We start from the raw sequence: 21,439 nt of genomic DNA on the forward strand, positions 1-21,439 counted from the left end.
GCATTGCATTAGATACGGTAATGAGCAGAATCCTGGAAGAGCCGACTACTTTATCGCAAAGTGTATATGCTCCAAGCCAGGAGGCATTGCCCCATTTAGCAAGGGCAAAAATGATAATGGATTGTTGCAGGTTGGTAGAGATGTTATTTATTGTCAGGTAAAAGTTGTCTCGGGTAATTCTCCAGATATCAGCCTTTACCGGAAGTTGAAAGGAGAGCCTAAACTTCGGGATTGCATTGAGCAGGAGGTATGAAAAAGTAACCACCGTGGCCATTCCCATAATAAAATTTACCCATTCCGCATCCCGGGCATCTTTTATAAAGAAGATGAGCAAAATAATAGACAATACTTTTGAAGCTAGATTTGAAATGTTGTAAAACTTTAATTTTTCAATTCCTATGAAGAAAAAGAGAGGATTCAGTACCTCTGAGAGTACCAATGGAATGGCGTAAAGTATAAATAAATAATACTTAATGTTGAACCATTGCATTACATAAACAACCAGGATATATGCAATAAAGAATAATAATCTTATCCATAAGGTATTGTAGAATACCGCTCTTAGTTTTTCAGGGTCTTTAAGATTTCCTGCGATGTCCCTTATTCCTGTTTGATTTGTGCCATAATTGACAATGATTCCGGCTAATGAAGAAAATGAATTGGCAAGCATTACAAAACCAAAGGCCTCGATACCAATTTTATGGGTAATGATCGGAAAGATAATAATTAACAACAGTATATTCGAAAGCTGAATGCTACTCAGATTCGCAAAATTCGATAAGATATTGGTGTCTTTTATACGGTTGTATGAACCTGTTAAAAATTGTTTCAAGTCTGATAGATGAATCGTCAAATTTAGCATATTTAAATCATAATCTAAATTTATGACTAAGTTTGCACTTATATATGAATGAACAGTACCGGACTTATTATAAAGTAATAAGTATATTGATTGATTTGTTTCTGATCAACCTGGCGGGTTATATTGGTTATGTGATGACCTATCAAAGCGTTAGCTTTACAGATCTTCAGCATATCAATTTACTGAATGTCCTCCTCATCAATTTTGTATGGTTTAATGTAACACAGCTCACCCGCTTGTATAGCGATATTTTTGTTAAGGATGCCATTCCAACCATTAAGCAGGCTTTAGGGTCCTTGCTTTTGTTTGCAGCCTTCATGGGCATTCTGATCTATACCATAAAAGACCTAAACCAATCTTATCAATTACTGTCGTTTACTTTTGTGGTGTTTTCGGGCCTATTCCTTGTCGGAAAGATTGTGTTTTTGCTGTTTCGTCGTTCCAGGAGAGAAAGTTTAATCAATTACAAGAAGGTGGTTATTGTAGGAGCAGGCCCATTGGGTTTGGCGCTTAAAAAACATATGGAGTTTGATACGCATCTGGGTTATAAGGTGGTTGGTTTTTTTGACGATGATATTGCGGATGATGATGAGGGCTTTAATATTTTGGGYAAGGTAAGCGACTGCATCGATTACGTTAAGGGGAGCAGTATTCGGGAGATCTTTTGCGCATTACCCGATAGTTCATTGGATAAGATAAATACCCTGATGCGGGAGGCAGATAAGGAGATGATCCGTTTTAAACTTGTACCCGACATAAAACACTATTTTAAAAAGAATGTTAAAGTGCAGGTGTATGGGCATATACCCATATTGAGTCAGCGGATGGAGCCTTTGGAGATCATGATTAACCAGGTCGTTAAACGGATCTTTGATGTGGTGTTTTCGCTTATGATCATTGTTTTTGTGATGAGCTGGATGCTGCCACTTATGGCAATTTTGATCAAGCTGGAATCAAAAGGACCTGTTTTTTTTAAGCAGCTGCGATCAGGAAAAGACAACCAGCCCTTTTATTGTCTCAAATTCAGAAGCATGAAAGTGAATTCGGATGCAGATTGCAAGCAAGCAACTAAAGACGATGACCGGATTACTAAAATTGGTGCGTTTATGCGTAAGAACAGCATTGATGAGTTGCCCCAGTTTTTTAATGTATTGATGGGAGAGATGTCTGTGGTAGGGCCAAGGCCTCATATGTTGCAGCATACTGCCGAATATTCCGCCATTATAGACCAATTCATGGTCAGACATTTTTTGTTGCCGGGCATTACCGGCTGGGCGCAGGTTAAAGGATTCAGGGGTGAAACAAGGATCGACGATTCTATGGCTGCAAGGGTTGAAGCCGATATCTGGTACTTAGAAAACTGGTCCTTTCTTTTGGATTTAAAGATTGTATTCTTAACGGCCTGGCAAGTGCTTACTGGCCATGAGAATGCAAGGTAGTATTCTTTAGTAACCCACTGTGTAGCAAACGTTCGAAATGCTTTGTTAATGGAACTCTTTTTAAACCTTCCAGGTGCCTAATGTGGTGGATATCTGTTCCAATAAAATCAATCATGTCTTTTTCAATTAATTTTTCCGCAATTGATTTTACATGTTTTCCATAATGTTCTGTTAAGGATAGTGCATTAATCTGCAATTCAACGCCCATTTCTTTAATTCGTTTGTAGTAATCGAACTGTTTGTGAAAGAACAAATATCGTTCTGGATGGGCAAGGATAATCTGATAACCTTTAATGCCAAGATCAAAGAAAACCTCTTCCAGGTCATGAGGTCTTGATATCTGACTAAATTCTACCAACAATCTATTACCCGGCAATGGCATTAAATTCCCTTCCGTAAGTTGATTTTGAAATTGTTCGTCAAGATAATATTCTGAAGAAAGGTTTAAGGTAATTCCATCGGGTAACTTGCCCTCTAGTTTAGAATGTCCATCTCTTAAGGTTTCGGTGGTATTGGGGTGGATGTCTTGTAAAGTGTGCGGTGTAGTAATCAAATGATGAAACCCTAATTCTTTTAATCCGGAAATTAATTGAATACTATCTTGTATGTCCTTTGAGCCATCGTCAACCCCTGGAATTAGGTGAGAATGCATGTCAATGCCTATTGAGCTAAAATCAGTATACTTAAATTTACTGGAACGATTGAAAAAAAACATGTGATCTTTTTTTATAATAATTAATCAATACGAAGCTAAGTATAAAATTTAAAACTTTATGGTATGGAATTTGTGATTGGGGCTGTGAATTAGAACAGAGGATAATTTGTATTTATTATTGAACCTAATAATTAATGATTATTTATCATAGAGGAGTAAATCTTAAGTATTATCTTTGGAAAATTTAATAAATGTGCTATATAAGCCTATGAGAAAATTTCTTTATTTAATTGTTGCTGTACTCTTTATGAGTTCTTGTGGCGTGAAATATAAAACCGTACCCTATTTTACAAACCTACCAGCTGATTCATTGCTTCAAGAAAACATCTTGAATAAGGTAGTGTTTAAAATTCAGAAGAATGATATTTTAGCCATTACTGTGAGTAGTTTAAATCCTGAAGCGTCTGCTATTTTTAATATGGGCACAACGAGTTCTTTGCAGGGAAGTACTGCAGCAAATGTAAATCCATCAAATACTGCTAATGGCTTTATGGTAGATGATAGAGGCGAAATTCAGCTACCTTTATTAGGCCCTGTTCGGATAGAAGGTTTGACTACAAGTGAAGCCAGAGCCTTAATTCAGAATAAATTAGTGAATTACCTTAAGGAGCCTGTAGTTAGTATCCGACTAGTTAATTTTAGAGTATCTGTTTTGGGAGATGTTGCTAGGCCTGGGGTTTATCCTGTAAATAATGAGCGTGTAAATGTTTCGGAAGCTTTGAGTATGGCTGGCGATTTAACGATTACTGCTGTGCGTAATAATGTATTATTGGTTCGCGAGATTGATGGTAAAAGACAATACATTCGACTGGATATGCAAAATAAAGAATTGTTTAATTCTCCTTACTATTATTTGCAAAACAATGATGTCTTGTACATTCAACCTGGCAAGGCGAAATACGCAAGTGTGGACTCAAGCTACAGAAATGTAAGTATTGTTCTATCTGCGTTGTCAGTAATTGCATTAATCATTAGTCGCTTTTAATAGAGTATTATATTTATGAATGAAATAATGAATTCTGAAAGTGTTAATGATTTAAGCATTGACCAAGATAAAATAAATTTAGGGGAAATTATAAGGAAGTACTTGTATCACTGGCCTGTTTTTTTTCTAGGAATAGTCTTCACACTAATTTTAGCCTTTTTATATTTACGTTATACCAAACCTGTTTATGGGATTAGTAGTACGCTATTAATTAAGGATGAAAAGAAGGGGACAGCTTCTGATGACATGCTAAGTCAGCTGGAGTTATTTGGTGGGTCAAAAGTCGTCGATAACGAAATTGAGATTTTGCAATCTAAAACATTAATGAGATCTGTCGTTAAAAGATTGTTTCTAGATGTTAATTTGAGCGCAGAAGGAAGGGTTGTAAGTACGGATATCTATAGTGAGTCCACTGAATCAATTGCAACGGAATTATCTAGGTACCTATAAAATCGATAAAACTTCTTTTTTCCCAAAACAAATACAAGAATCGTTTACATTTTCTTTTAGTAACCCTGAAAAAGTTGTAGATGAATGTTTATCTAATTTATCAGTTGAGGTAGCAAGTAAGCAATCAACTGTATTGAAATTAACATATCAGAGCACAGTTGCCAACCGAGGTAAAGACGTTTTGAATACGTTAATCCAGGTGTATAACGAGGCTGCTTTGAGAGATAAAAATAGAACAACTCAAAGTACGATCGATTTTATTGATGAACGATTAGCTTTGATTACTGGAGAATTGGTCGAAGTTGAAAAAGACGTAGAAGGTTTTAAAAGTAGCCAAGGTTTAACCGATATAAGTAGCGAAGCATCCCTCTATTTGGATAATGTTAAGGCTAATGATGCAAAGTTAAATGAAGTAAATCTGAAATTGGGAATAATAAAGAATTTGCAGAGGTATGTGGATTCGGAAAGCGCCCAAGAGAAATTACCAAGTACTATGGGCATTGATGATCCTGTACTTTTAGGTCAGATTAATCAATTGAGTGAGTTACAATTGAAGAAAATAAATTTGTTGGCTACTACGCAACCAAACAACCCTATGTTTGAACCTATTAATCAGCAAATTGAGGCAACTCGAGCAGGGATTAGAGCAGGGATAAAAAATGTCCAACAAACTTTAGAAAGCACCCTAAAGGGTTTGATGTCAAATAACACTCAATATGAGGGGTCGATTAAAAAAATTCCCGGCCAAGAGCGTAAATTTATTAGCATTAAACGCCAGCAAAGCATTAAAGAGAGCCTTTATTTGTACTTACTTCAAAAAAAGGAAGAGGCTGCTTTATCTTATGCGTCTGCAGTTGCAGATAGTAGGGTAGTAGATGCTGCATTTGCAACAACGAATCCCATTAAACCAAAGAAAGCTTTAACTTATTTGATGTCTTTTTTAGTCGGGCTATTATTACCTATAGGCTATTTATACAGTAAAGATTTGATAAATAATAAAGTGATTTCATCTTCTGATATATCTAAGTTAACTTCGACGCCTGTTTTAGGAGAATTAATGTATGAAGATGGTGGAGAACCTATTGTTGTTCAGGTTAGCAGTAGAAAGGCTATCGCTGAACAGTTCCGGGCAATTCGGACAAATTTACAATATATACACGGTAAGCAACATGAGAAAAAGGGGATAGTTACCCTAATCACTTCTAGTATGTCTGGCGAGGGCAAGAGCTTTGTTGGAAGTAATATTGCAACTGCACTTTCAATCAGTGGCAAAAAAACTATTCTATTAGAATTAGATTTACGTAAGCCAAAGGTTAGTAAGTATTTAAATTTAAGCAATAAGATGGGACTGAGTAATTATTTGATTGGAAAAGCCAGCTTTGCTGATATTATCCAACCATCAGGTATAAGTCCTAACCTTATGGTTATTGGTTCAGGACCAATACCTCCAAATCCATCAGAATTATTGACTGGTAATGAAATGGAGGAGTTATTTAAATATTTAAGAGAGAATTTTGAGGAAATAATAATCGATACGCCTCCAATTGGTTTAGTAACTGATGCGCAAATACTGGCACGTTTGGCAGATGCAAGTTTATACATTGTTCGGCATGGCGTAACCTTTAAACATCAGATCTCCCAATTAGATAATTTACATAAAGCTAATAAATTCCCTAAATTAAATATTGTTTTTAATGGTGTTCAAATTGGCGGTAACTATGGGTATGGATACGGATATGGATATGGTTACGGATATTATTCTGACGATGTAAAGCATGGAAGTAAAGGATTATCTGAATTATTAAAAGATTTCTTCAAGCGGTTTTAATTTATACGATCAATAAAAATGAGTGATAGTAAAGTAATTTTAATTACTGGCGGAGCCGGTTTTATCGGATCTAATCTATGTGAATATTTCTTATCCAAAAGCTATAAAGTACGTGTGTTGGATAATTTTTCGACAGGTCATAGATACAACATAGATCCTTTTATGAAAAATGAGAATTTTGAATTGTATGAGGGGGATATTCGTAATATAGAAGATTGCAATAACGCACTTAAGGGAGTAACTTATGTTCTGCATCAAGCAGCTTTAGGTTCTGTTCCTCGATCAATTAATGATCCTATAACTACAAATGATGTAAATGTCTCAGGTTTTCTTAATATGTTAGTCGCATCTCGCGATGCTAAAGTTAAACGATTTGTTTACGCGGCAAGCTCCTCTACATATGGTGACTCACAGAATCTTCCTAAAGTCGAGAATGTCATTGGCAAGCCTTTGTCTCCCTATGCAATTACCAAGTATGTCAATGAGTTGTATGCAGACATCTTTTCTAAGGCATATGGTTTAGAAACTATCGGCCTGCGTTATTTTAACGTTTTCGGTCGTAGGCAGGATCCAAAAGGAGCATACGCTGCTGTTATTCCTAAATTTACTATGCAATTCATGAATCATGAAAGCCCCATTATTAACGGAGCCGGGGATTACTCACGAGATTTCACTTATATAGATAATGTAGTTCAAATGAATGAACTAGCTATGACTACTGAAAATTCAGAAGCAATTAACACTGTATATAATACTGCAGTTGGGGATCGCACTACATTGAATCAACTAATTGAATATTTAAAAGAGTTTTTAACAGAATATGATACTGAAATCGCAAAAGTTGAAGTGACACATGGACCCAATAGAGCTGGAGATATTCCTCATTCTCTAGCTAGTGTTGAAAAAGCTGTAAATCTTTTAGGTTATAAGCCAACACATGTAATAAAAGAGGGTTTAAAAGAGGCTGTTAAATGGTATTGGAATAATTTGAAATAAAAATATTAATAAAATATATGTCATCTCTAGAAAATATAAAAATCACAGTTGTTGGTCTTGGTTATGTAGGTTTACCTTTGGCGCGTTTGTTTGCTACGAAATACCCTGTAGTCGGTTTTGATATTAATCAAGGAAGAATTAATGAATTAAATTCAGGAACTGATTCCACACTGGAAGTATCGGCTGACGTGCTGCAGTCTGTTTTAGTTGATAAACCTTCAGATTCAAATGGATTATACTGCTCATCAAATCTAGCTGATATAAAAGGTTGTAATGTGTATATCATAACAGTTCCTACACCAGTTGATAAGAATAATCGTCCTGATCTAACACCTTTGTATAAATCCAGCGAAACAGTCGGCAAAGTATTGTCTAAAGGTGACATTGTTATTTATGAATCAACTGTTTATCCTGGAGTAACGGAGGAGGAGTGTATTCCCGTTTTAGAAAAAATATCGGGTTTGATCTTCAATAAAGACTTTTTTGCAGGTTATTCTCCAGAGCGCATCAATCCAGGTGATAAAGAGCATACGGTAGAGAAAATTTTAAAAGTGACATCTGGCTCTACACCAGAAATTGGACAGAAAGTCGATCAATTATATAAGTCTGTCATTATAGCGGGGACACACTTAGCACCATCTATTAAGGTGGCAGAAGCAGCTAAGGTAATAGAGAATTCACAACGAGACATTAATATTGCCTTTGTAAATGAATTGGCTAAAATATTTAATAGATTGAATATTGACACCCATGCAGTATTGGAAGCTGCAGGTACGAAATGGAATTTCCTTCCATTTAAGCCAGGGCTGGTAGGCGGGCATTGTATTGGAGTTGATCCTTATTATTTAGCACAAAAGGCTCAAGAGCATGGATATCATCCCGAAATTATTTTAGCTGGGAGAAGACTAAATGATGGTATGGGTGAGTATGTTGCTCATGAGGTTGTTAAATTGATGGTGAAGAAAGATATACCAGTAAAAAACGCCAATATCCTAGTTCTTGGTATAACTTTTAAAGAGAACTGCCCAGATGTTCGGAACACTAAAGTCATTGATGTATTAAATGCGTTAAAGGACTATGATGCAAATATCACAGTTTATGATCCTTGGGCGGAACCTGCTGAAGTTAAGCATGAATATGGTTGGGATTCCATTAGAGAGCTAAACGACTTCAGAGATTACGATGCAATTGTTTTAGCGGTAGCACATGATCAATTTAAAAAATTAGACTTAATGGCTCTTTGCAAAGAAAACAAAGTAATTTACGATGTGAAAGGTATACTTGGTGATATTGCAGACGGTAAATTGTAATAATTTATACAGATGAATATTTTAAATCTAATTGGGCGAAATCAGGAGCTCTTTCCTGGCGATATTCGTAAACACGAAAGTGAACTAAAGAATATTGTCTCAAATTCAAAGTTCTTGGTTATTGGCGGAGCGGGATCTATTGGACAGGCGGTCACAAAAGAGATATTTAAACGAAATCCTCTAAAACTACATGTTGTTGATATTAGTGAGAATAACATGGTTGAATTAGTTAGAGATATTCGGAGTTCTTTTGGATATATCGGGGGCGATTTCCAGACCTTTGCTCTGGATATTGGCTCCGTTGAATATGATGCATTTATTGAAAGTGATGGTAAATATGATTACGTACTAAATCTGTCTGCTTTAAAACATGTACGTAGTGAAAAAGATCCGTTTACGTTAATGCGTATGATTGATGTAAATGTTTTTAACACTGATAAAACAATTCAGCAATCTATTGCCAAAGGGGTCAAGAAGTATTTTTGTGTATCGACTGATAAAGCTGCAAATCCAGTAAACATGATGGGAGCATCTAAGCGCATTATGGAAATGTTTTTGATGCGTAGAAGTAAAGATATAAATATCTCAACTGCACGTTTTGCAAACGTCGCTTTTTCAGACGGTTCATTGTTACATGGCTTTAATCAGAGAATTCAAAAACTACAACCAATAGTAGCGCCTAACGATATTAAACGATATTTTGTAATACCGAAAGAATCTGGAGAGCTTTGTCTGATGTCTTGCATTTTTGGTGAGAATCGCGATGTGTTCTTTCCTAAACTTAGTGAAAGTCTGCACTTGATCACCTTTGCAGATATTGGGGTTAAATATTTAAAAGAGTTAGGATTTGAGCCTTATTTATGCGAAAGTGAAGATGAGGCCAGAGAACTAATTAAAACATTGCCTAAAAAAGGACAATGGCCTTGCTTGTTTACCAATAGTGATACTACCGGGGAAAAGGATTTCGAAGAATTCTTCACCGAAAATGAAGTTTTGGATATGGAGAGGTTTGATAATCTAGGGGTAATAAAGAATGAATTTTATTTTAATGATGAACTGTTAAATTTGTTTTCGTCACGAATCAAAGAGCTGAAATCAAATAAATCGTGGTCTAAAGAAGATATTGTTGAATTATTCTTTAAGATGATCCCGGATTTTGGACATAAGGAAACAGGTAAATATTTAGATGCAAAAATGTAATATGAAGGATCTGAAAGATATTATTTCGTTTATTCAAAATTCATATAACACCAAAGAGTTCATTCCATTGCACGAACCCAGGTTTAGAGGTAATGAAAAAAAATATTTGCTGGATACTATTGATTCTACTTTCGTTTCTTCCGTAGGTGCATATGTTGATCGTTTCGAAGACATGATGCAAGTAGCGACTGGTTCACAGAAAGCAATTGCGGTTGTGAATGGCACAGCTGCGTTGCAGGTGGCTCTTCGACTTGCTGGAGTTGAATCAGGAGATGAAGTAATTACACAGGCACTAACTTTTGTAGCCACTGCTAATGCTATTGCTTATAATGGAGCAATCCCTGTTTTCGTTGATGTTGACCTTGACACAATGGGCTTATCTCCAATAGCAGTTGATGCATTTTTGGAAGAATATGCAGAACTTAGAGACGATGTCTGTTATAATAAAACAAGTGGCAGAAAGATTTCAGCTTGTTTGCCTATGCATACTTTCGGCTTTCCTGTTCATTTGGACAAGCTAATTACGGTTTGCAATAAATGGAATATCCCGTTAGTAGAAGATGCAGCCGAGTCTCTTGGGAGTAAATATAAGGGGCGTAGTACTGGAAGCTTTGGTAAGCTAGGCATATTCTCTTTTAATGGGAATAAAACAATAACCTGTGGTGGCGGTGGTGCCATTGTATCAAATGATCTTGAGATTGGAAAAAGAGCAAAGCATTTAACAACTACTGCTAAGAGACCCCATCCTTATGAGTTCTATCATGATGAATTAGGGTACAACTATAGAATGCCCAATCTAAATGCTTCATTAGCATGTGCACAATTAGAACAACTTCCATTAATGTTGCAAAGTAAAAGAGAATTGGCAGACATATATCATGATTTTTTTGCGGAACAGGGTGTGAATTTCAGAACAGAGCTTCCGGATACGAAAGCGAATTACTGGCTGATGTGTGTAGAACTGGAAAATAAAGTAGAGAGAGATCTTTTCTTAAAAGAAACTAATGAAAATAAAGTAATGACACGTCCTATCTGGCAACTAATGTATCGCTTGCCGATGTACAATCATTGTCAACGCGATGATCAGAAAAATGCTGAGTTTTTAGAAGAGCGAATTGTAAATATACCAAGCAGTGTTCGATAAGATTCACATGATAGGAATGTCAGGTCGAGGGGGTGTTATAGCTGATATAGTTCATGTACGCCAATCATAAAATTGCAGGTAATCCAGATATAATGATATGAAAAAGGAAAGTGTAATAATTATTGCAGAAGCAGGAGTAAATCATAATGGAAGTTTGGAAAATGCCTTTCGCCTTGTTGATGCAGCAGTTGATGCTGGTGTGGATTACGTAAAATTTCAAACCTTTAAAGCTTCAAATTTAGTTTCTATAAAGGCAAAGAAAGCTGAATATCAAATAGAAAATACTAAAAATAGTACGGAATCGCAATTGCAAATGCTTCAAAAGCTTGAGCTTTCGGAAGATGATCACGAAAAGATCATCGCATATTGCAATTTGAAGAATATTAAATTCTTCTCCACTGCATTTGATTTAGATTCTTTGGAATACCTGTCAAAAATAGGTATGGATATGGTTAAAATTCCATCTGGAGAAATCACTAACCTTCCTTACCTGAGAAAGGCCGGGAATTTATTTAAGAGAGTCATCATTTCAACGGGGATGGCTACTTTGAATGAAATAAAAGATGCTGTTGCTGTTTTTGTCAATGTTGGAATTAAAAAAGAAGACATTACAATATTGCACTGTAATACGGAATATCCTACACCGATGAAGGATGTGAACCTGTTGGCTATGTTACATATTGGAAAGGAATTTAAAACTTCCATTGGTTATTCTGATCATACGCTAGGAATTGAAGTTCCAATTGCTGCCGTTGCTTTGGGAGCTGTGATGATTGAGAAACATTTTACTTTGGACAAAAATATGGAAGGCCCTGATCATAGAGCTTCTCTAGAGCCTGCAGAACTTAAAGCCATGTCTTTAGCGATTCGTAATATTGAGCTGGCTATTGCTGGTTCAGGATTAAAAGAGCCTTCAGAATCGGAAATGAAAAATATCGCTATTGCAAGAAAAAGTATTGTAGCGAAAACAGATATAAACAAGGGAGATGTGTTTTCAGAGGAAAATCTAACGGTCAAGCGTCCTGGTGATGGTATTTCTCCAATGAGATGGGATGATCTTATGGGTAAGATTGCGATGGAAGACTTTGAAGCTGATGATTTAATTCGATAGACATGAAAATCGCAGTATTAACAAGTTCAAGAGCTGATTACGGGATTTATCTGCCTTTATTAGAGCAAATAAAAGAAAGCCCGGATTATACCCTGGAAATTATAGCTTTTGGTACTCACTTATCTAAATATCATGGGTATACAATAGACAACATTAAGGAAGACGGCTTTGAAAATATTTATGAAATTTCATCTCTTCTTACAAATGATGATGAAACTTCAATTTCTACCGCTTACGGCTTAACAGTATTAAAATTTGCAGATTTTTGGAGGAGTCATCAATTTGACTGGGTATTTTGCCTGGGCGACCGATATGAAATGTCGGCAGCTGTTCAAGCTGGCATACCTTATGGTGTAAAATTTGCACATATTCATGGCGGAGAGACTACTTTGGGTGCAATAGATAATATTTATCGTCACCAAATATCTTTGGCTTCTAAAAAGCACTTTCCAGCTACTGAAGTTTTTGCAAAAAGAATTGAAGAATTAGTTGGTAGCTCTGAGAATATTTTTGCCGTAGGTTCTTTATCTATTGATGAGCTGGCGGAGATGCCGATACCTACTGAATCAGATTTCCGGGAAAAATATCAGATCAAAGATGAGTTTGCCTTATTAACTTTTCACCCCGAAACAGTTTCTCCTGAGAAGAATGTTGAGTATGCGACTGAAATGCTGAATGGCCTGAAGGAGATTTCTAAGGGAATTTTGCTTGTAATCACAATGCCAAATGCTGATACATTTGGAACAATCTACCGTGATGCTTTATTCAAGTTAAGAGAGTTGACAGCAGAGCGTGTAATTCTAATAGAGAACTTTGGCAAGTTAAATTATTTTGCAGAATTATTGAAGCCGCATCATTTGGTAAATACGTATTAAATGTAGGCGACAGACAAAAAGGAAGAGCTCAAAGCGATAATATAATAAATGTTCCATTCTCCGCCACCGAAATGGTTAGGGCATTTTTTCTTGCTTTAGAAAGAAAAAATTTTAAAGGAAATAATATTTATTATCGTTCCGGCACCGTGAACTTAATACTTAATAACCTGAAAAGTTAGCAATATGAGAAATTATAAAGATCATTTAATTCCATTTAATAGCAAAATAATGCAAGCCCTTGTCCAGTTGGATTATCTTGCTAAAGATGCAATATTATTTGTAGTAGATGAAGAAGATAAGCTAATTGGTTCATTAACGGATGGAGACGTTAGGCGTGGTTTAATAAAAGGAATGGCGACATCAGATCCTGTTAGCAATATCATTCAGTCTAATCCGCGTTATCTTCGAAAAGGAGAAATGGATATAGATAAGGTTATTGAGTACCGGGAAGGTAATTTTCGAATTCTTCCAATCCTTGACAAAGATAGTAGGGTGGTTAATGTGATTAATTTCAGGGAAACGAGATCCTATCTCCCTGTTGATGCAGTTATTATGGCTGGAGGCAGAGGGCAAAGGCTTAAACCATTAACGGATACTACGCCTAAACCTCTTCTAAAGATTGGCAATAAACCGATCATGGAACATAACGTAGATCGTTTGGCGCTATATGGAATTGATGATTTTTGGTTTTCTGTAAAATATTTGGGAGAACAAATTGAAAATTATTTTGGTAATGGAGAGAATAAGAATGTTCTAATCCGGTACGTTTGGGAAGATGAACCATTGGGTACGATAGGTGCTGTCTCGAAGATTAATGATTTTGAGCATGATTACGTGCTAGTTACTAATTCCGATGTTTTGACAAACCTGGATTATGAACACTTTTTTTTAGATTTCATCAAAAAAGATGTTGATTTTGCAGTGGTGACCATCCCTTATGAGGTAAATATACCGTATGCAGTTTTGGAAACTACAGATGGTCATGTACAAAGTTTTAAGGAAAAACCTACTTATACATATTATTCTAACGGAGGGATTTACCTGATGAAAAGGGAAGTTCTGAAGTATCTGCCTAAAGAGTCTTATTTTGATACAACAGATCTCATGGAAAAGTTGTTGGCTGAAGGCTGTAAAGTGCTGTCTTATCCATTGGCAGGTTATTGGTTAGATGTTGGAAAACATGAGGACTTTGAAAAGGCTCAAAAGGATATTTTACAAATTAAATTTTAGAACTTTCATATGTTAGCCATTATTCCAGCTAGAGGCGGTTCAAAAGGGTTGCCAGACAAAAATATAAAAATGCTTAACGGAAAGCCTCTGATTGCATATACAATTGAAGCTGCCATCTCAGCTAAGTACGTTTCAAAAGTGATAGTAAGTACCGATAGTGAAAAAATAGCTGCTGTCGCTATTTCTTATGGAGCGGAATGCCCATTTATGCGCCCTGATCATTTAGCTGACGATAATTCTCGATCTATTGATGTATACAGATATACAATTAAAGAATTAGAGAACAAAGAAGACATCCTTATTAATGAGTTTATAGTTTTGCAACCAACAAGTCCCTTTAGGACAGGTCAAGACATTGATGATGCTATTAAATTGTTTAAAGATAGAAATGCAGACTCAATCGTTAGCTATTGTAAAGAACATCATCCTATTAAATGGCACAAATACATTGATGAAAGCGGGAGATTTGAAAATATTTTTGAGAATGTAGCAACTAATCGTCAATTAGAAAGAACTTCGTATTTTCCAAATGGGGCAATTTACATCTTCAAAACCCATTTAATTGAGAATGATAATTATTACACAGAAAACTCATTCGCATATTTGATGGATGCGATAAAATCAGTCGATATAGATACAATCGATGATTTTAATTTTGCAGAGTTTTTGATGGGTAAACAAACCAAAGGAAGAAAATAAAAACAAATTATCTGTAGTTTTTATAGCCATTTAATTTAAAATTATTATTAAATATTTGAAATGTGAGTAAAAGTCTAATTAAAAAAGTATTGGGAAACAAGATAATTGTTTATTTATCTAGTCGATATCTCATCTATTTACTGCAGTTTATAAATTCCATAATAATTGCAGTGAATTTGGGGCCCTATTATTTAGGAGTTTGTGGCTTTTCGAATTTAATAATTCAATATTTTAATCAAATTGATTTTGGAGTAACTCAATCATTTAACGCATTGGGATCAATACACAAGGAGGACAATGAATATGTATCAGAATTATTGGGGTCAACTATTATTATTGAATTTGTTCTCTGCGCCTTAGCATGTATGTTTTTAATCCTTATTCAGAATTCAAGTATTGGTCTTGGTGATAAGTACAATTTTTCACACTATTATTTAGTCGTAATCCTAAGTATTATCCTCAATTACTTTGTCCCGACGCTCTTGTCGTTATTGAGAATTTATGGGGATATTCAGATTATTTCAATTTGTCAGAGTTTATTGCCAATTCTGAACTTCTTATTTATGTTTTTCTTTAAAGGTGAGGTTCTTTTATTAATAATGTTATGGCTTGTACCCGTATCATTAATATTGACAGTTGCTTTATGTCTTATAAAATTACCGATCAAGATAAAATTTAGTTGGAATTTTGAATTAACTAAAAAGCTTATGAAAAAAGGGCTTCATCTGTTTCTTTATAGCTCCAGCTTCTATTTTATCCTTTACTCTACGCGTTCATTTGTTAGTATGAAATATACTGTAGAAGAATTTGGATTATTTACTTTTGCTTTCTCTTTAGCTAATGCAATTATTTTATTGTTTAAATCATTTTCATTCTTGGTATTTCCAAAATTAATTAATCGTTTATCAAAAAGTGGTAAGGACGCTTTAGCTTTAATTTCAGGCCCGAGACAAGAGTATATGACAATGACTCATTTAGTTGCCCATCTCGCAATACTCTTTTTCCCTTTGTTCATTTATTTTATACCGAAGTACACTGGTGCTGTTTCTATGTTTAGCCTGACTGTTTTAGGTCTTATTATATATAATAATTGCTATGGATTTCAGGAGCTCCTTATAGCTAAAGGCAGAGATAGAAAACTAGGTTCAATAGCATTTATTTCTTTAACTGTAAATGTTATAGCGGGGTTAATATTAGTCTTTTATTTCTTTGTGCCCCCTCATATAGCAATATTTTCAATTGTAATTTCTTATTTCACTTTTCTTTTTTTACTAGCTATTGCTTGTAGAAGTATTTTGGAAATACCTGTAGATTATAAAGAAATAATTATGGATGCTTTCCCCATAAGATTACTTGTGCCGTATTTATTTAGCATGTACGTGTCATTATCTTCCTATAATAACTACTTCCTCTATATTATTGTTCTATTAATATTTTTGGTTTTAAACCGTAAAGAGTTATTAAATATAAAAAAGACAATAGTTGTGATATTGAACAATCCGAATCTTGTTAACGTTTAACTATTTAACAATTTAATATGAATAAATTAAAAGAATTTATACAATTATTAAAGAGATACGTTCTTATTAAAGAGCTTCTCCCATATCACAGGAAAGGCTTTAATCGTGTCTTTAAATTTGTTATGGTCAGAGATTATAAAACAGCCTTACTTATGCTTAATGAGACTCTTAAATCAATAATAGCTATAAAGGGTTCAGTAAAAGATGGCTATAACTATTTAAATACTAAAAGTATTTCGGATAATAAAAAGTCAGATACGCTGTTTATATTAGGTAGTGGCCCGAGTATAAACGAAATAACAGATGAAGAATGGTCTTATATAAAGAAAAATGAATCATGGGGATTTAACTTTTGGTTTTGTCATGATTTTATCCCATCCGCTTACATTATCCAATCTGTTTATAGAAGAAGTGATGACAAGCAAAAGGCATTTGCCGATAGCTTAGATCAATTAATGACAGATATGTTGACAGATAAAAAAGAGAGGTACACTAAAGTGAATTTTTTTGCGAGAGGAGATGGTGTCAATAACCAAAAATTCTTTAATTCAAAAATTGGCACGTTTATAAAGAACAACTTTAGGGAAAATATTTTTCTAATGCCGGAATGCCCAATTAGTTCTAAAAATAAGGTTAATCCATACCTCTTTATGCAAGTGTTAAACAAGAATGGATTTCTCACTTCTACGAAAGAAGTATTACCGATTCCAAAATTCGGTAGCACAATAGGGGAGTTAATTCCCTTAGCTCTTATTCTGGGATTTAAGAAGATCGTCCTTTGTGGAATAGATATGAATGATGGGGCACATTTTTATGATAAAGAAATTAATTATGAGAAGTATCCTATGCTTAGGACGCTTAGCGAACTAAATAATAATAGAGAGAAGCACGAACATATGGATTCTTCTACACGCTTATATACAGTGAAAGACATAGTTATTGAACAAAATCGCTTTGCAACGGAGAATATGGGGGCGAAAATTTATACATTTAAAACATCAAGTTCCTTATATCCAGATATTTCTAAATTTGAATATTAAATAGAAGAATGAAAATATTAAGTTTATATAGTCAAATTAGATCGTACTTTTGGACGTACTTGGTACGTAAAAGTTGCGGATCGTATAAAGGTAGAGTAAAGGCCAATAGAAAAACCATCGTTAATAAAAATGTACATTTAGGTTCAAATGTAAATTTTAACGGGATGCTAATATCAAAAGGGGGAATTGTACAAATTGGAGATAATTTTCATTCTGGAGCTGAATGCAGAATTATTGCTCAGAACCACAACATTAATGGAGATGCAATCCCTTACGATAAAACATATATTAAAAGAAATGTTACTATTAAGGATAATGTTTGGATTGGTCATAGAGTAATTATTCTAGGAGGGGTAACCATTGGTGAAGGTGCTATTATTCAGGCCGGAAGTGTTGTTGTAACCGATATCCCTGATTTTGGTATTGCAGGTGGGCATCCAGCTAAAGTTTTTAAATATAGAGATCAAGATCATTATCGTAATTTAAAAAACCAGGAAAAATTTCATTAAAACATTAAATATCATGAGAGTAATTGATTCCATTTCTTTGCCTAATAGAACTTTTAGATTCAAGAGAATGCATTCGACATTTTTTAGTCTGATATTTATAGGATGTATATGTCTAGTTTTAGATTCTTATGGCCAGCAACAATTTTATACAAGAAAGAGTGTGCCGTCAGAATATGTTTCCGTATCTAATGAGCTGAAAAAACAAGCATTCGATATGACAAAGGTACTTCCAGCTGGTTATGTCCAAAATGGTGGCGCTGACTATACTCAATTTTTGCAAACTGCTATTGATAAACAATCTATTGTTCTTATGCCTGCATTTCCAGTACTGATAAATGAAAATGGTTTGAAACTTAGAGATAATTCGATACTTATATTTCAAAGGAATTCAAGAATCTTAGTTAAACCTAATAAGCGAAAAGATTACGTGATAATAAGTATTATTGACGTTGCTAATGTTAAAGTTTATTACCCAAACATTGTGGGAGACAGAAATAAGCACTTAAGTAAGATAGGGGAATGGGGAATGGGGATATCTATACGTGGCTCAAAAAATATTTCGATAATTGGAGGGCAAATAAATAATTGCTGGGGAGACGGTATATATGTTGGGAATGATAATGGAGTGACGAGTGAAGCAGTGAGTATATCTTATACCCGAATTAGTAATAACAGGAGAAATGGGATCTCAATTACCTCTGGAAGAAATATTACCCTTGATAATTTGTATGTATCGAATACAAATGGCACTGCTCCGCAAAGTGGTATTGATATTGAGCCTAATAACCCGTCTGACATTATAGAAAATATCAAAGTCAACGGAATAGTAACAGAAAATAATGCTGGAGATGGAATTTCAGTTATTCTATCTGGACTTGTTCCTAAGAATATGACACGCTCAGGAATCAAAAAAGATGTTCAAATAACAATTGCTGATCATATAGATGTGAAATCTAAATCGGGAATGCGTATTAATGGAAGACTCAAGAACCCGAATTCAAACAATATGATTTTAAACGGAAGTATTAATGTTATAAATCCTAAATGGTATGGACAGAGTGACCCAATGATTTTCGGGCCATCTAAGGAAAGAGAAAAGGTTATGGAGTGGGGATTTATTCCCAAAATAAATATTAGTAATCCTATGATTTATGACAAGGGAGGAAAAATCGTTGATAAAGACAATTCCTTTGTTGAAAAAGTCAGATTGAAGAATAAAAATCTAAAAATAAACCAGTAAGGATGTTGCCTTTAAAAAAAGTACAGTTCGATTTACCTTCACTAATTGTAACACTTTTCCTAGCCTTAGAAATCCTAAGCTTTTTCTTTTTAAATAAATCATTTTTTGATTTTGCATTCATTTTTATAGGGTTAGTAATTTTTGCCACGCAGTTCAAATACATCGTCAATTATAAAATTGGCATGTTTATGCTATTTTTAATCACTGCAGGTTATTCTTTCTTTATTCTTTATGCTTTCCAGGGTCGCATTACGACGATTCCACTAAGGCTAATTATGCATTTTTCGTTGCTAATATTATTAATTCGTTACAGGATTAATCAATTATATATTAAAATTTTATTATATATTTTCGTCGCATATACTTTTTTTTATACTCTTGTTTTAGGTCAAACCTTAAGAGGGATGCTGGCAGGTGGTAGTGAGAATTTTGTGGGATGGTTAGCCTTGTCTTTGGGGGTATATTATTATCTTTTGTGTTATGTTAATAAAGATAAAATGAAATTGCAAGTTGCAATTGTCGTTCTAATTGCTGCAATTAGTTACCTTGGAAGAGGGACGATTGGTGGGGCTATAATACTATTTGCAGCTGTTACTTTTTACTTAATCTCGAGCAAACCACTAAAGTATAAAATATTTGTTTTCCTCGTTATTTCTTTATTTTCAACTGTACTTCTTTTAAGTGATACAATATCAGAGATCTCCAATTTAGCATTTAGGAAATTCAATGAAAAGGGGATAGATTTGGATGAGAGGGATATGATTCTTCGTGACTATATTGATAGAATTAATCTTCAGACTTTTTTTACTGGAATATCACCGGATCATTACCCCTTTACCCTCCATCATGGGAACTTTCATAACTCCTATTTATTAGTTCACTCGCAATTTGGACTCATTGGAGCGATGTTCATTGGCCTTATTTTACTTACATTTTTGCTGAAAATCTGGAAATCACCTTTTCTATGCCTGTTGCTACTGTCAATTTCCCTTAGGGTATTTACAGATGTTATAGCATACATTGGTTACATTGACTTCTTTATATTTTATCATTTATACATCATCTGGAATAATAATTATCTAAAAAAACGTATGAAATTAAATTTTGTAAAATGAGAATTCTAACTCTGGTCAATTCATTGAATATGGGTGGAGTTGAAAAGACTTTGCTTAATTGTCTGCCTTACTTAGGCAAAAATGGGGATAGCCTAATTATATGTTGTTTCCAAACCCATGGGGAACTGGAAAAGAGATTTCTGGAAAATGGTGTGGAAATTGTAAGTATAAAAAAAACTGGAAGTATTTTGTTGGATTGCATCCAGTTGCTCAAAGTAATAAAAAAATATAAAATCGATATAGTTCATAGCAGATTCAGTTATACTTCAGGAGGCTTTGTATTAGCTGCTTTTTTTATGAATAGATCAAGCATAGTGTCTATTCATAGTTCAAAACCAGTTGGTTTTGGAAAGTACAAGAATATTTTTCCTATTGGATTTCTTTTAAAACAACAACTTAAGCTTCATAAATTGATCGTTCTCGGTCTAGCTGATAGAATAGTAGGACATTCACGTGCAAATTTGAATGTTAATTTTAAAAATTGGGATAATAATAAGAAATTTAAAGTAATTCACAATGGCGTTGACTTTATAGAGCTAAGTGGCGGGGCTATTGATAGTTCAATTTTAAATGATTTTATAAAAAATAGCCGATTTAATATTCTGCACATTGGTTCCATGCGATCGCCAAAGAACCATATGTTCTTATTGGATTGTTTTAAATTATTGGAGCCAAAAAAAAATGACTATAGACTTATACTGGTAGGTGGGGGAGAGTTGAGCTCGGCAATTACGCTAAAAATAGAGGAGTTAGAATTGAATGATTATGTTTATTTAGCGGGCTTTGACTCAAATATTGGAACATACTTATCTGTAGCAAACATGTTTTTTTTCCCTTCCATCATCGAAGGATTTGCAAATGTACTTGTGGAGGCTCAATATATGAAAGTGCCAATTTGCGCTTCTAATCTTCCTGCGTTTGACGAATCGGTATATCATGAGTATCACAAATATTTTTTTGATCCACACAATCATAATGATGCAATTGATTCTTTTAAGCGGTTAAAATTTGATATCGATAATGGTAATTTAAAAGAGACCATAGAAAACGCACGAAAATATGCTATTGATAATTTCGAGGTTACGAGCATGGCCAACTCCTTATTAAGTTTGTACAACGAATTAAATAGATAATCAATATTTTCAAGTAAGAATGTTAAAGCTATTTAGAA

General features: G+C 34.4%; 20 protein-coding genes. 18 read left to right on the forward strand and 2 right to left on the reverse strand.

What is annotated here, in order from left to right:
* Positions 1-832, reverse strand: an 832-nt coding sequence (locus AC1DDX_RS08055) for an oligosaccharide flippase family protein (protein WP_477621936.1), incomplete at its 3' end; no start/stop codon positions are given.
* Between the two features lie 74 nt (positions 833-906).
* Between AC1DDX_RS08055 and AC1DDX_RS08060 the strand changes: the two genes are divergently transcribed.
* Entirely contained in the window at positions 907-2,301 is a 1,395-nt protein-coding gene (locus AC1DDX_RS08060; protein WP_337718077.1) for an undecaprenyl-phosphate glucose phosphotransferase, read from the forward strand.
* Here AC1DDX_RS08060 and AC1DDX_RS08065 read toward each other — a convergent pair.
* Positions 2,276-3,016 (reverse strand): tyrosine-protein phosphatase, encoded by a 741-nt coding sequence (locus tag AC1DDX_RS08065; RefSeq protein WP_337718079.1) that lies wholly within the window; start codon positions 3,014-3,016, stop codon positions 2,276-2,278. The two genes, AC1DDX_RS08060 and AC1DDX_RS08065, sit on opposite strands and share 26 nt — an antisense overlap.
* A gap of 208 nt (positions 3,017-3,224) precedes the next feature.
* Here AC1DDX_RS08065 and AC1DDX_RS08070 point away from each other — a divergent pair, with 208 nt between their 5' ends.
* The 17 genes from AC1DDX_RS08070 to AC1DDX_RS08150 all read left to right on the forward strand — a co-directional run bounded on the left by AC1DDX_RS08070 (position 3,225) and on the right by AC1DDX_RS08150 (position 21,401).
* Positions 3,225-4,001 (forward strand): polysaccharide biosynthesis/export family protein, encoded by a 777-nt coding sequence (locus AC1DDX_RS08070; RefSeq protein WP_337718081.1) that lies wholly within the window; start codon positions 3,225-3,227, stop codon positions 3,999-4,001.
* A 15-nt stretch (positions 4,002-4,016) separates the two neighbouring features.
* Positions 4,017-4,451 (forward strand): Wzz/FepE/Etk N-terminal domain-containing protein, encoded by a 435-nt coding sequence (locus tag AC1DDX_RS08075; RefSeq protein WP_477621937.1) that lies wholly within the window; start codon positions 4,017-4,019, stop codon positions 4,449-4,451.
* Positions 4,405-6,279, forward strand: coding sequence for a GumC family protein (locus AC1DDX_RS08080; RefSeq protein ID WP_477621938.1), 1,875 nt, complete (start codon positions 4,405-4,407; stop codon positions 6,277-6,279). The genes AC1DDX_RS08075 and AC1DDX_RS08080 overlap by 47 nt, the downstream gene beginning before the upstream one ends.
* Before the next feature lie 18 nt (positions 6,280-6,297).
* Positions 6,298-7,275 (forward strand): SDR family oxidoreductase, encoded by a 978-nt coding sequence (locus AC1DDX_RS08085; protein WP_337718085.1) that lies wholly within the window; start codon positions 6,298-6,300, stop codon positions 7,273-7,275.
* 17 nt (positions 7,276-7,292) lie between these two features.
* Positions 7,293-8,585 carry a nucleotide sugar dehydrogenase gene (locus AC1DDX_RS08090; RefSeq protein ID WP_337718087.1) on the forward strand — a complete coding sequence of 431 codons (1,293 nt, stop codon included), beginning with the start codon at positions 7,293-7,295 and terminating at the stop codon, positions 8,583-8,585.
* Between the two features lie 12 nt (positions 8,586-8,597).
* Positions 8,598-9,785 (forward strand): UDP-N-acetylglucosamine 4,6-dehydratase, encoded by a 1,188-nt coding sequence (locus AC1DDX_RS08095; protein ID WP_337718089.1) that lies wholly within the window; start codon positions 8,598-8,600, stop codon positions 9,783-9,785.
* A gap of 1 nt (position 9,786) precedes the next feature.
* On the forward strand, positions 9,787-10,929 hold the full coding sequence (locus AC1DDX_RS08100) for a LegC family aminotransferase (protein WP_337718092.1): 1,143 nt from the start codon (positions 9,787-9,789) through the stop codon (positions 10,927-10,929).
* A 97-nt stretch (positions 10,930-11,026) separates the two neighbouring features.
* Positions 11,027-12,040 (forward strand): N-acetylneuraminate synthase, encoded by a 1,014-nt coding sequence (gene neuB / locus AC1DDX_RS08105; protein WP_337718094.1) that lies wholly within the window; start codon positions 11,027-11,029, stop codon positions 12,038-12,040.
* A 2-nt stretch (positions 12,041-12,042) separates the two neighbouring features.
* Positions 12,043-12,915, forward strand: coding sequence for a UDP-N-acetylglucosamine 2-epimerase (neuC, locus tag AC1DDX_RS08110; protein ID WP_477621939.1), 873 nt, complete (start codon positions 12,043-12,045; stop codon positions 12,913-12,915).
* Between the two features lie 183 nt (positions 12,916-13,098).
* Positions 13,099-14,145 carry a nucleotidyltransferase family protein gene (locus AC1DDX_RS08115; RefSeq protein ID WP_337718098.1) on the forward strand — a complete coding sequence of 349 codons (1,047 nt, stop codon included), beginning with the start codon at positions 13,099-13,101 and terminating at the stop codon, positions 14,143-14,145.
* A gap of 9 nt (positions 14,146-14,154) precedes the next feature.
* On the forward strand, positions 14,155-14,844 hold the full coding sequence (locus tag AC1DDX_RS08120; protein ID WP_337718100.1) for an acylneuraminate cytidylyltransferase family protein: 690 nt from the start codon (positions 14,155-14,157) through the stop codon (positions 14,842-14,844).
* A gap of 62 nt (positions 14,845-14,906) precedes the next feature.
* Positions 14,907-16,364 (forward strand): MATE family efflux transporter, encoded by a 1,458-nt coding sequence (locus AC1DDX_RS08125; protein ID WP_477621940.1) that lies wholly within the window; start codon positions 14,907-14,909, stop codon positions 16,362-16,364.
* 17 nt (positions 16,365-16,381) lie between these two features.
* On the forward strand, positions 16,382-17,404 hold the full coding sequence (locus AC1DDX_RS08130; RefSeq protein WP_337718104.1) for a hypothetical protein: 1,023 nt from the start codon (positions 16,382-16,384) through the stop codon (positions 17,402-17,404).
* Between the two features lie 8 nt (positions 17,405-17,412).
* Complete coding sequence (locus AC1DDX_RS08135) at positions 17,413-17,913, forward strand: acyltransferase (RefSeq protein WP_337718106.1); 501 nt, start codon at positions 17,413-17,415, stop codon at positions 17,911-17,913.
* A gap of 13 nt (positions 17,914-17,926) precedes the next feature.
* On the forward strand, positions 17,927-19,153 hold the full coding sequence (locus AC1DDX_RS08140) for a right-handed parallel beta-helix repeat-containing protein (RefSeq protein ID WP_337718108.1): 1,227 nt from the start codon (positions 17,927-17,929) through the stop codon (positions 19,151-19,153).
* Positions 19,154-19,155: 2 nt separating this feature from the next.
* The gene (locus AC1DDX_RS08145) at positions 19,156-20,268 is read left to right on the forward strand and encodes a hypothetical protein (protein ID WP_337718110.1); all 1,113 of its coding nucleotides are present in this window, start codon (positions 19,156-19,158) and stop codon (positions 20,266-20,268) included.
* A complete protein-coding gene (locus AC1DDX_RS08150) occupies positions 20,265-21,401 on the forward strand; it encodes a glycosyltransferase (protein ID WP_337718112.1) in 1,137 nt (378 codons plus the stop codon). Before AC1DDX_RS08145 ends, AC1DDX_RS08150 begins: the two co-directional genes overlap by 4 nt.
* Positions 21,402-21,439: the final 38 nt, after the last annotated feature.

It is taken from the genome of Pedobacter sp. 10L46_2, assembly GCF_056395165.1.

Excerpts from the sequence above, each read along its gene's own strand:
- AC1DDX_RS08065 (WP_337718079.1), bottom strand. The coding sequence starts at position 3,016 with ATGTTTTTTTTCAATCGTTCCAGTAAATTTAAGTATACTGATTTTAGC.
- AC1DDX_RS08070 (WP_337718081.1), top strand. The coding sequence starts at position 3,225 with ATGAGAAAATTTCTTTATTTAATTGTTGCTGTACTCTTTATGAGTTCT.
- AC1DDX_RS08075 (WP_477621937.1), top strand. The coding sequence starts at position 4,017 with ATGAATGAAATAATGAATTCTGAAAGTGTTAATGATTTAAGCATTGAC.
- AC1DDX_RS08085 (WP_337718085.1), top strand. The coding sequence starts at position 6,298 with ATGAGTGATAGTAAAGTAATTTTAATTACTGGCGGAGCCGGTTTTATC.
- AC1DDX_RS08090 (WP_337718087.1), top strand. The coding sequence starts at position 7,293 with ATGTCATCTCTAGAAAATATAAAAATCACAGTTGTTGGTCTTGGTTAT.
- AC1DDX_RS08095 (WP_337718089.1), top strand. The coding sequence starts at position 8,598 with ATGAATATTTTAAATCTAATTGGGCGAAATCAGGAGCTCTTTCCTGGC.
- AC1DDX_RS08100 (WP_337718092.1), top strand. The coding sequence starts at position 9,787 with ATGAAGGATCTGAAAGATATTATTTCGTTTATTCAAAATTCATATAAC.
- neuB (WP_337718094.1), top strand. The coding sequence starts at position 11,027 with ATGAAAAAGGAAAGTGTAATAATTATTGCAGAAGCAGGAGTAAATCAT.
- neuC (WP_477621939.1), top strand. The coding sequence starts at position 12,043 with ATGAAAATCGCAGTATTAACAAGTTCAAGAGCTGATTACGGGATTTAT.
- AC1DDX_RS08115 (WP_337718098.1), top strand. The coding sequence starts at position 13,099 with ATGAGAAATTATAAAGATCATTTAATTCCATTTAATAGCAAAATAATG.
- AC1DDX_RS08120 (WP_337718100.1), top strand. The coding sequence starts at position 14,155 with ATGTTAGCCATTATTCCAGCTAGAGGCGGTTCAAAAGGGTTGCCAGAC.
- AC1DDX_RS08130 (WP_337718104.1), top strand. The coding sequence starts at position 16,382 with ATGAATAAATTAAAAGAATTTATACAATTATTAAAGAGATACGTTCTT.
- AC1DDX_RS08135 (WP_337718106.1), top strand. The coding sequence starts at position 17,413 with ATGAAAATATTAAGTTTATATAGTCAAATTAGATCGTACTTTTGGACG.
- AC1DDX_RS08140 (WP_337718108.1), top strand. The coding sequence starts at position 17,927 with ATGAGAGTAATTGATTCCATTTCTTTGCCTAATAGAACTTTTAGATTC.
- AC1DDX_RS08145 (WP_337718110.1), top strand. The coding sequence starts at position 19,156 with ATGTTGCCTTTAAAAAAAGTACAGTTCGATTTACCTTCACTAATTGTA.
- AC1DDX_RS08150 (WP_337718112.1), top strand. The coding sequence starts at position 20,265 with ATGAGAATTCTAACTCTGGTCAATTCATTGAATATGGGTGGAGTTGAA.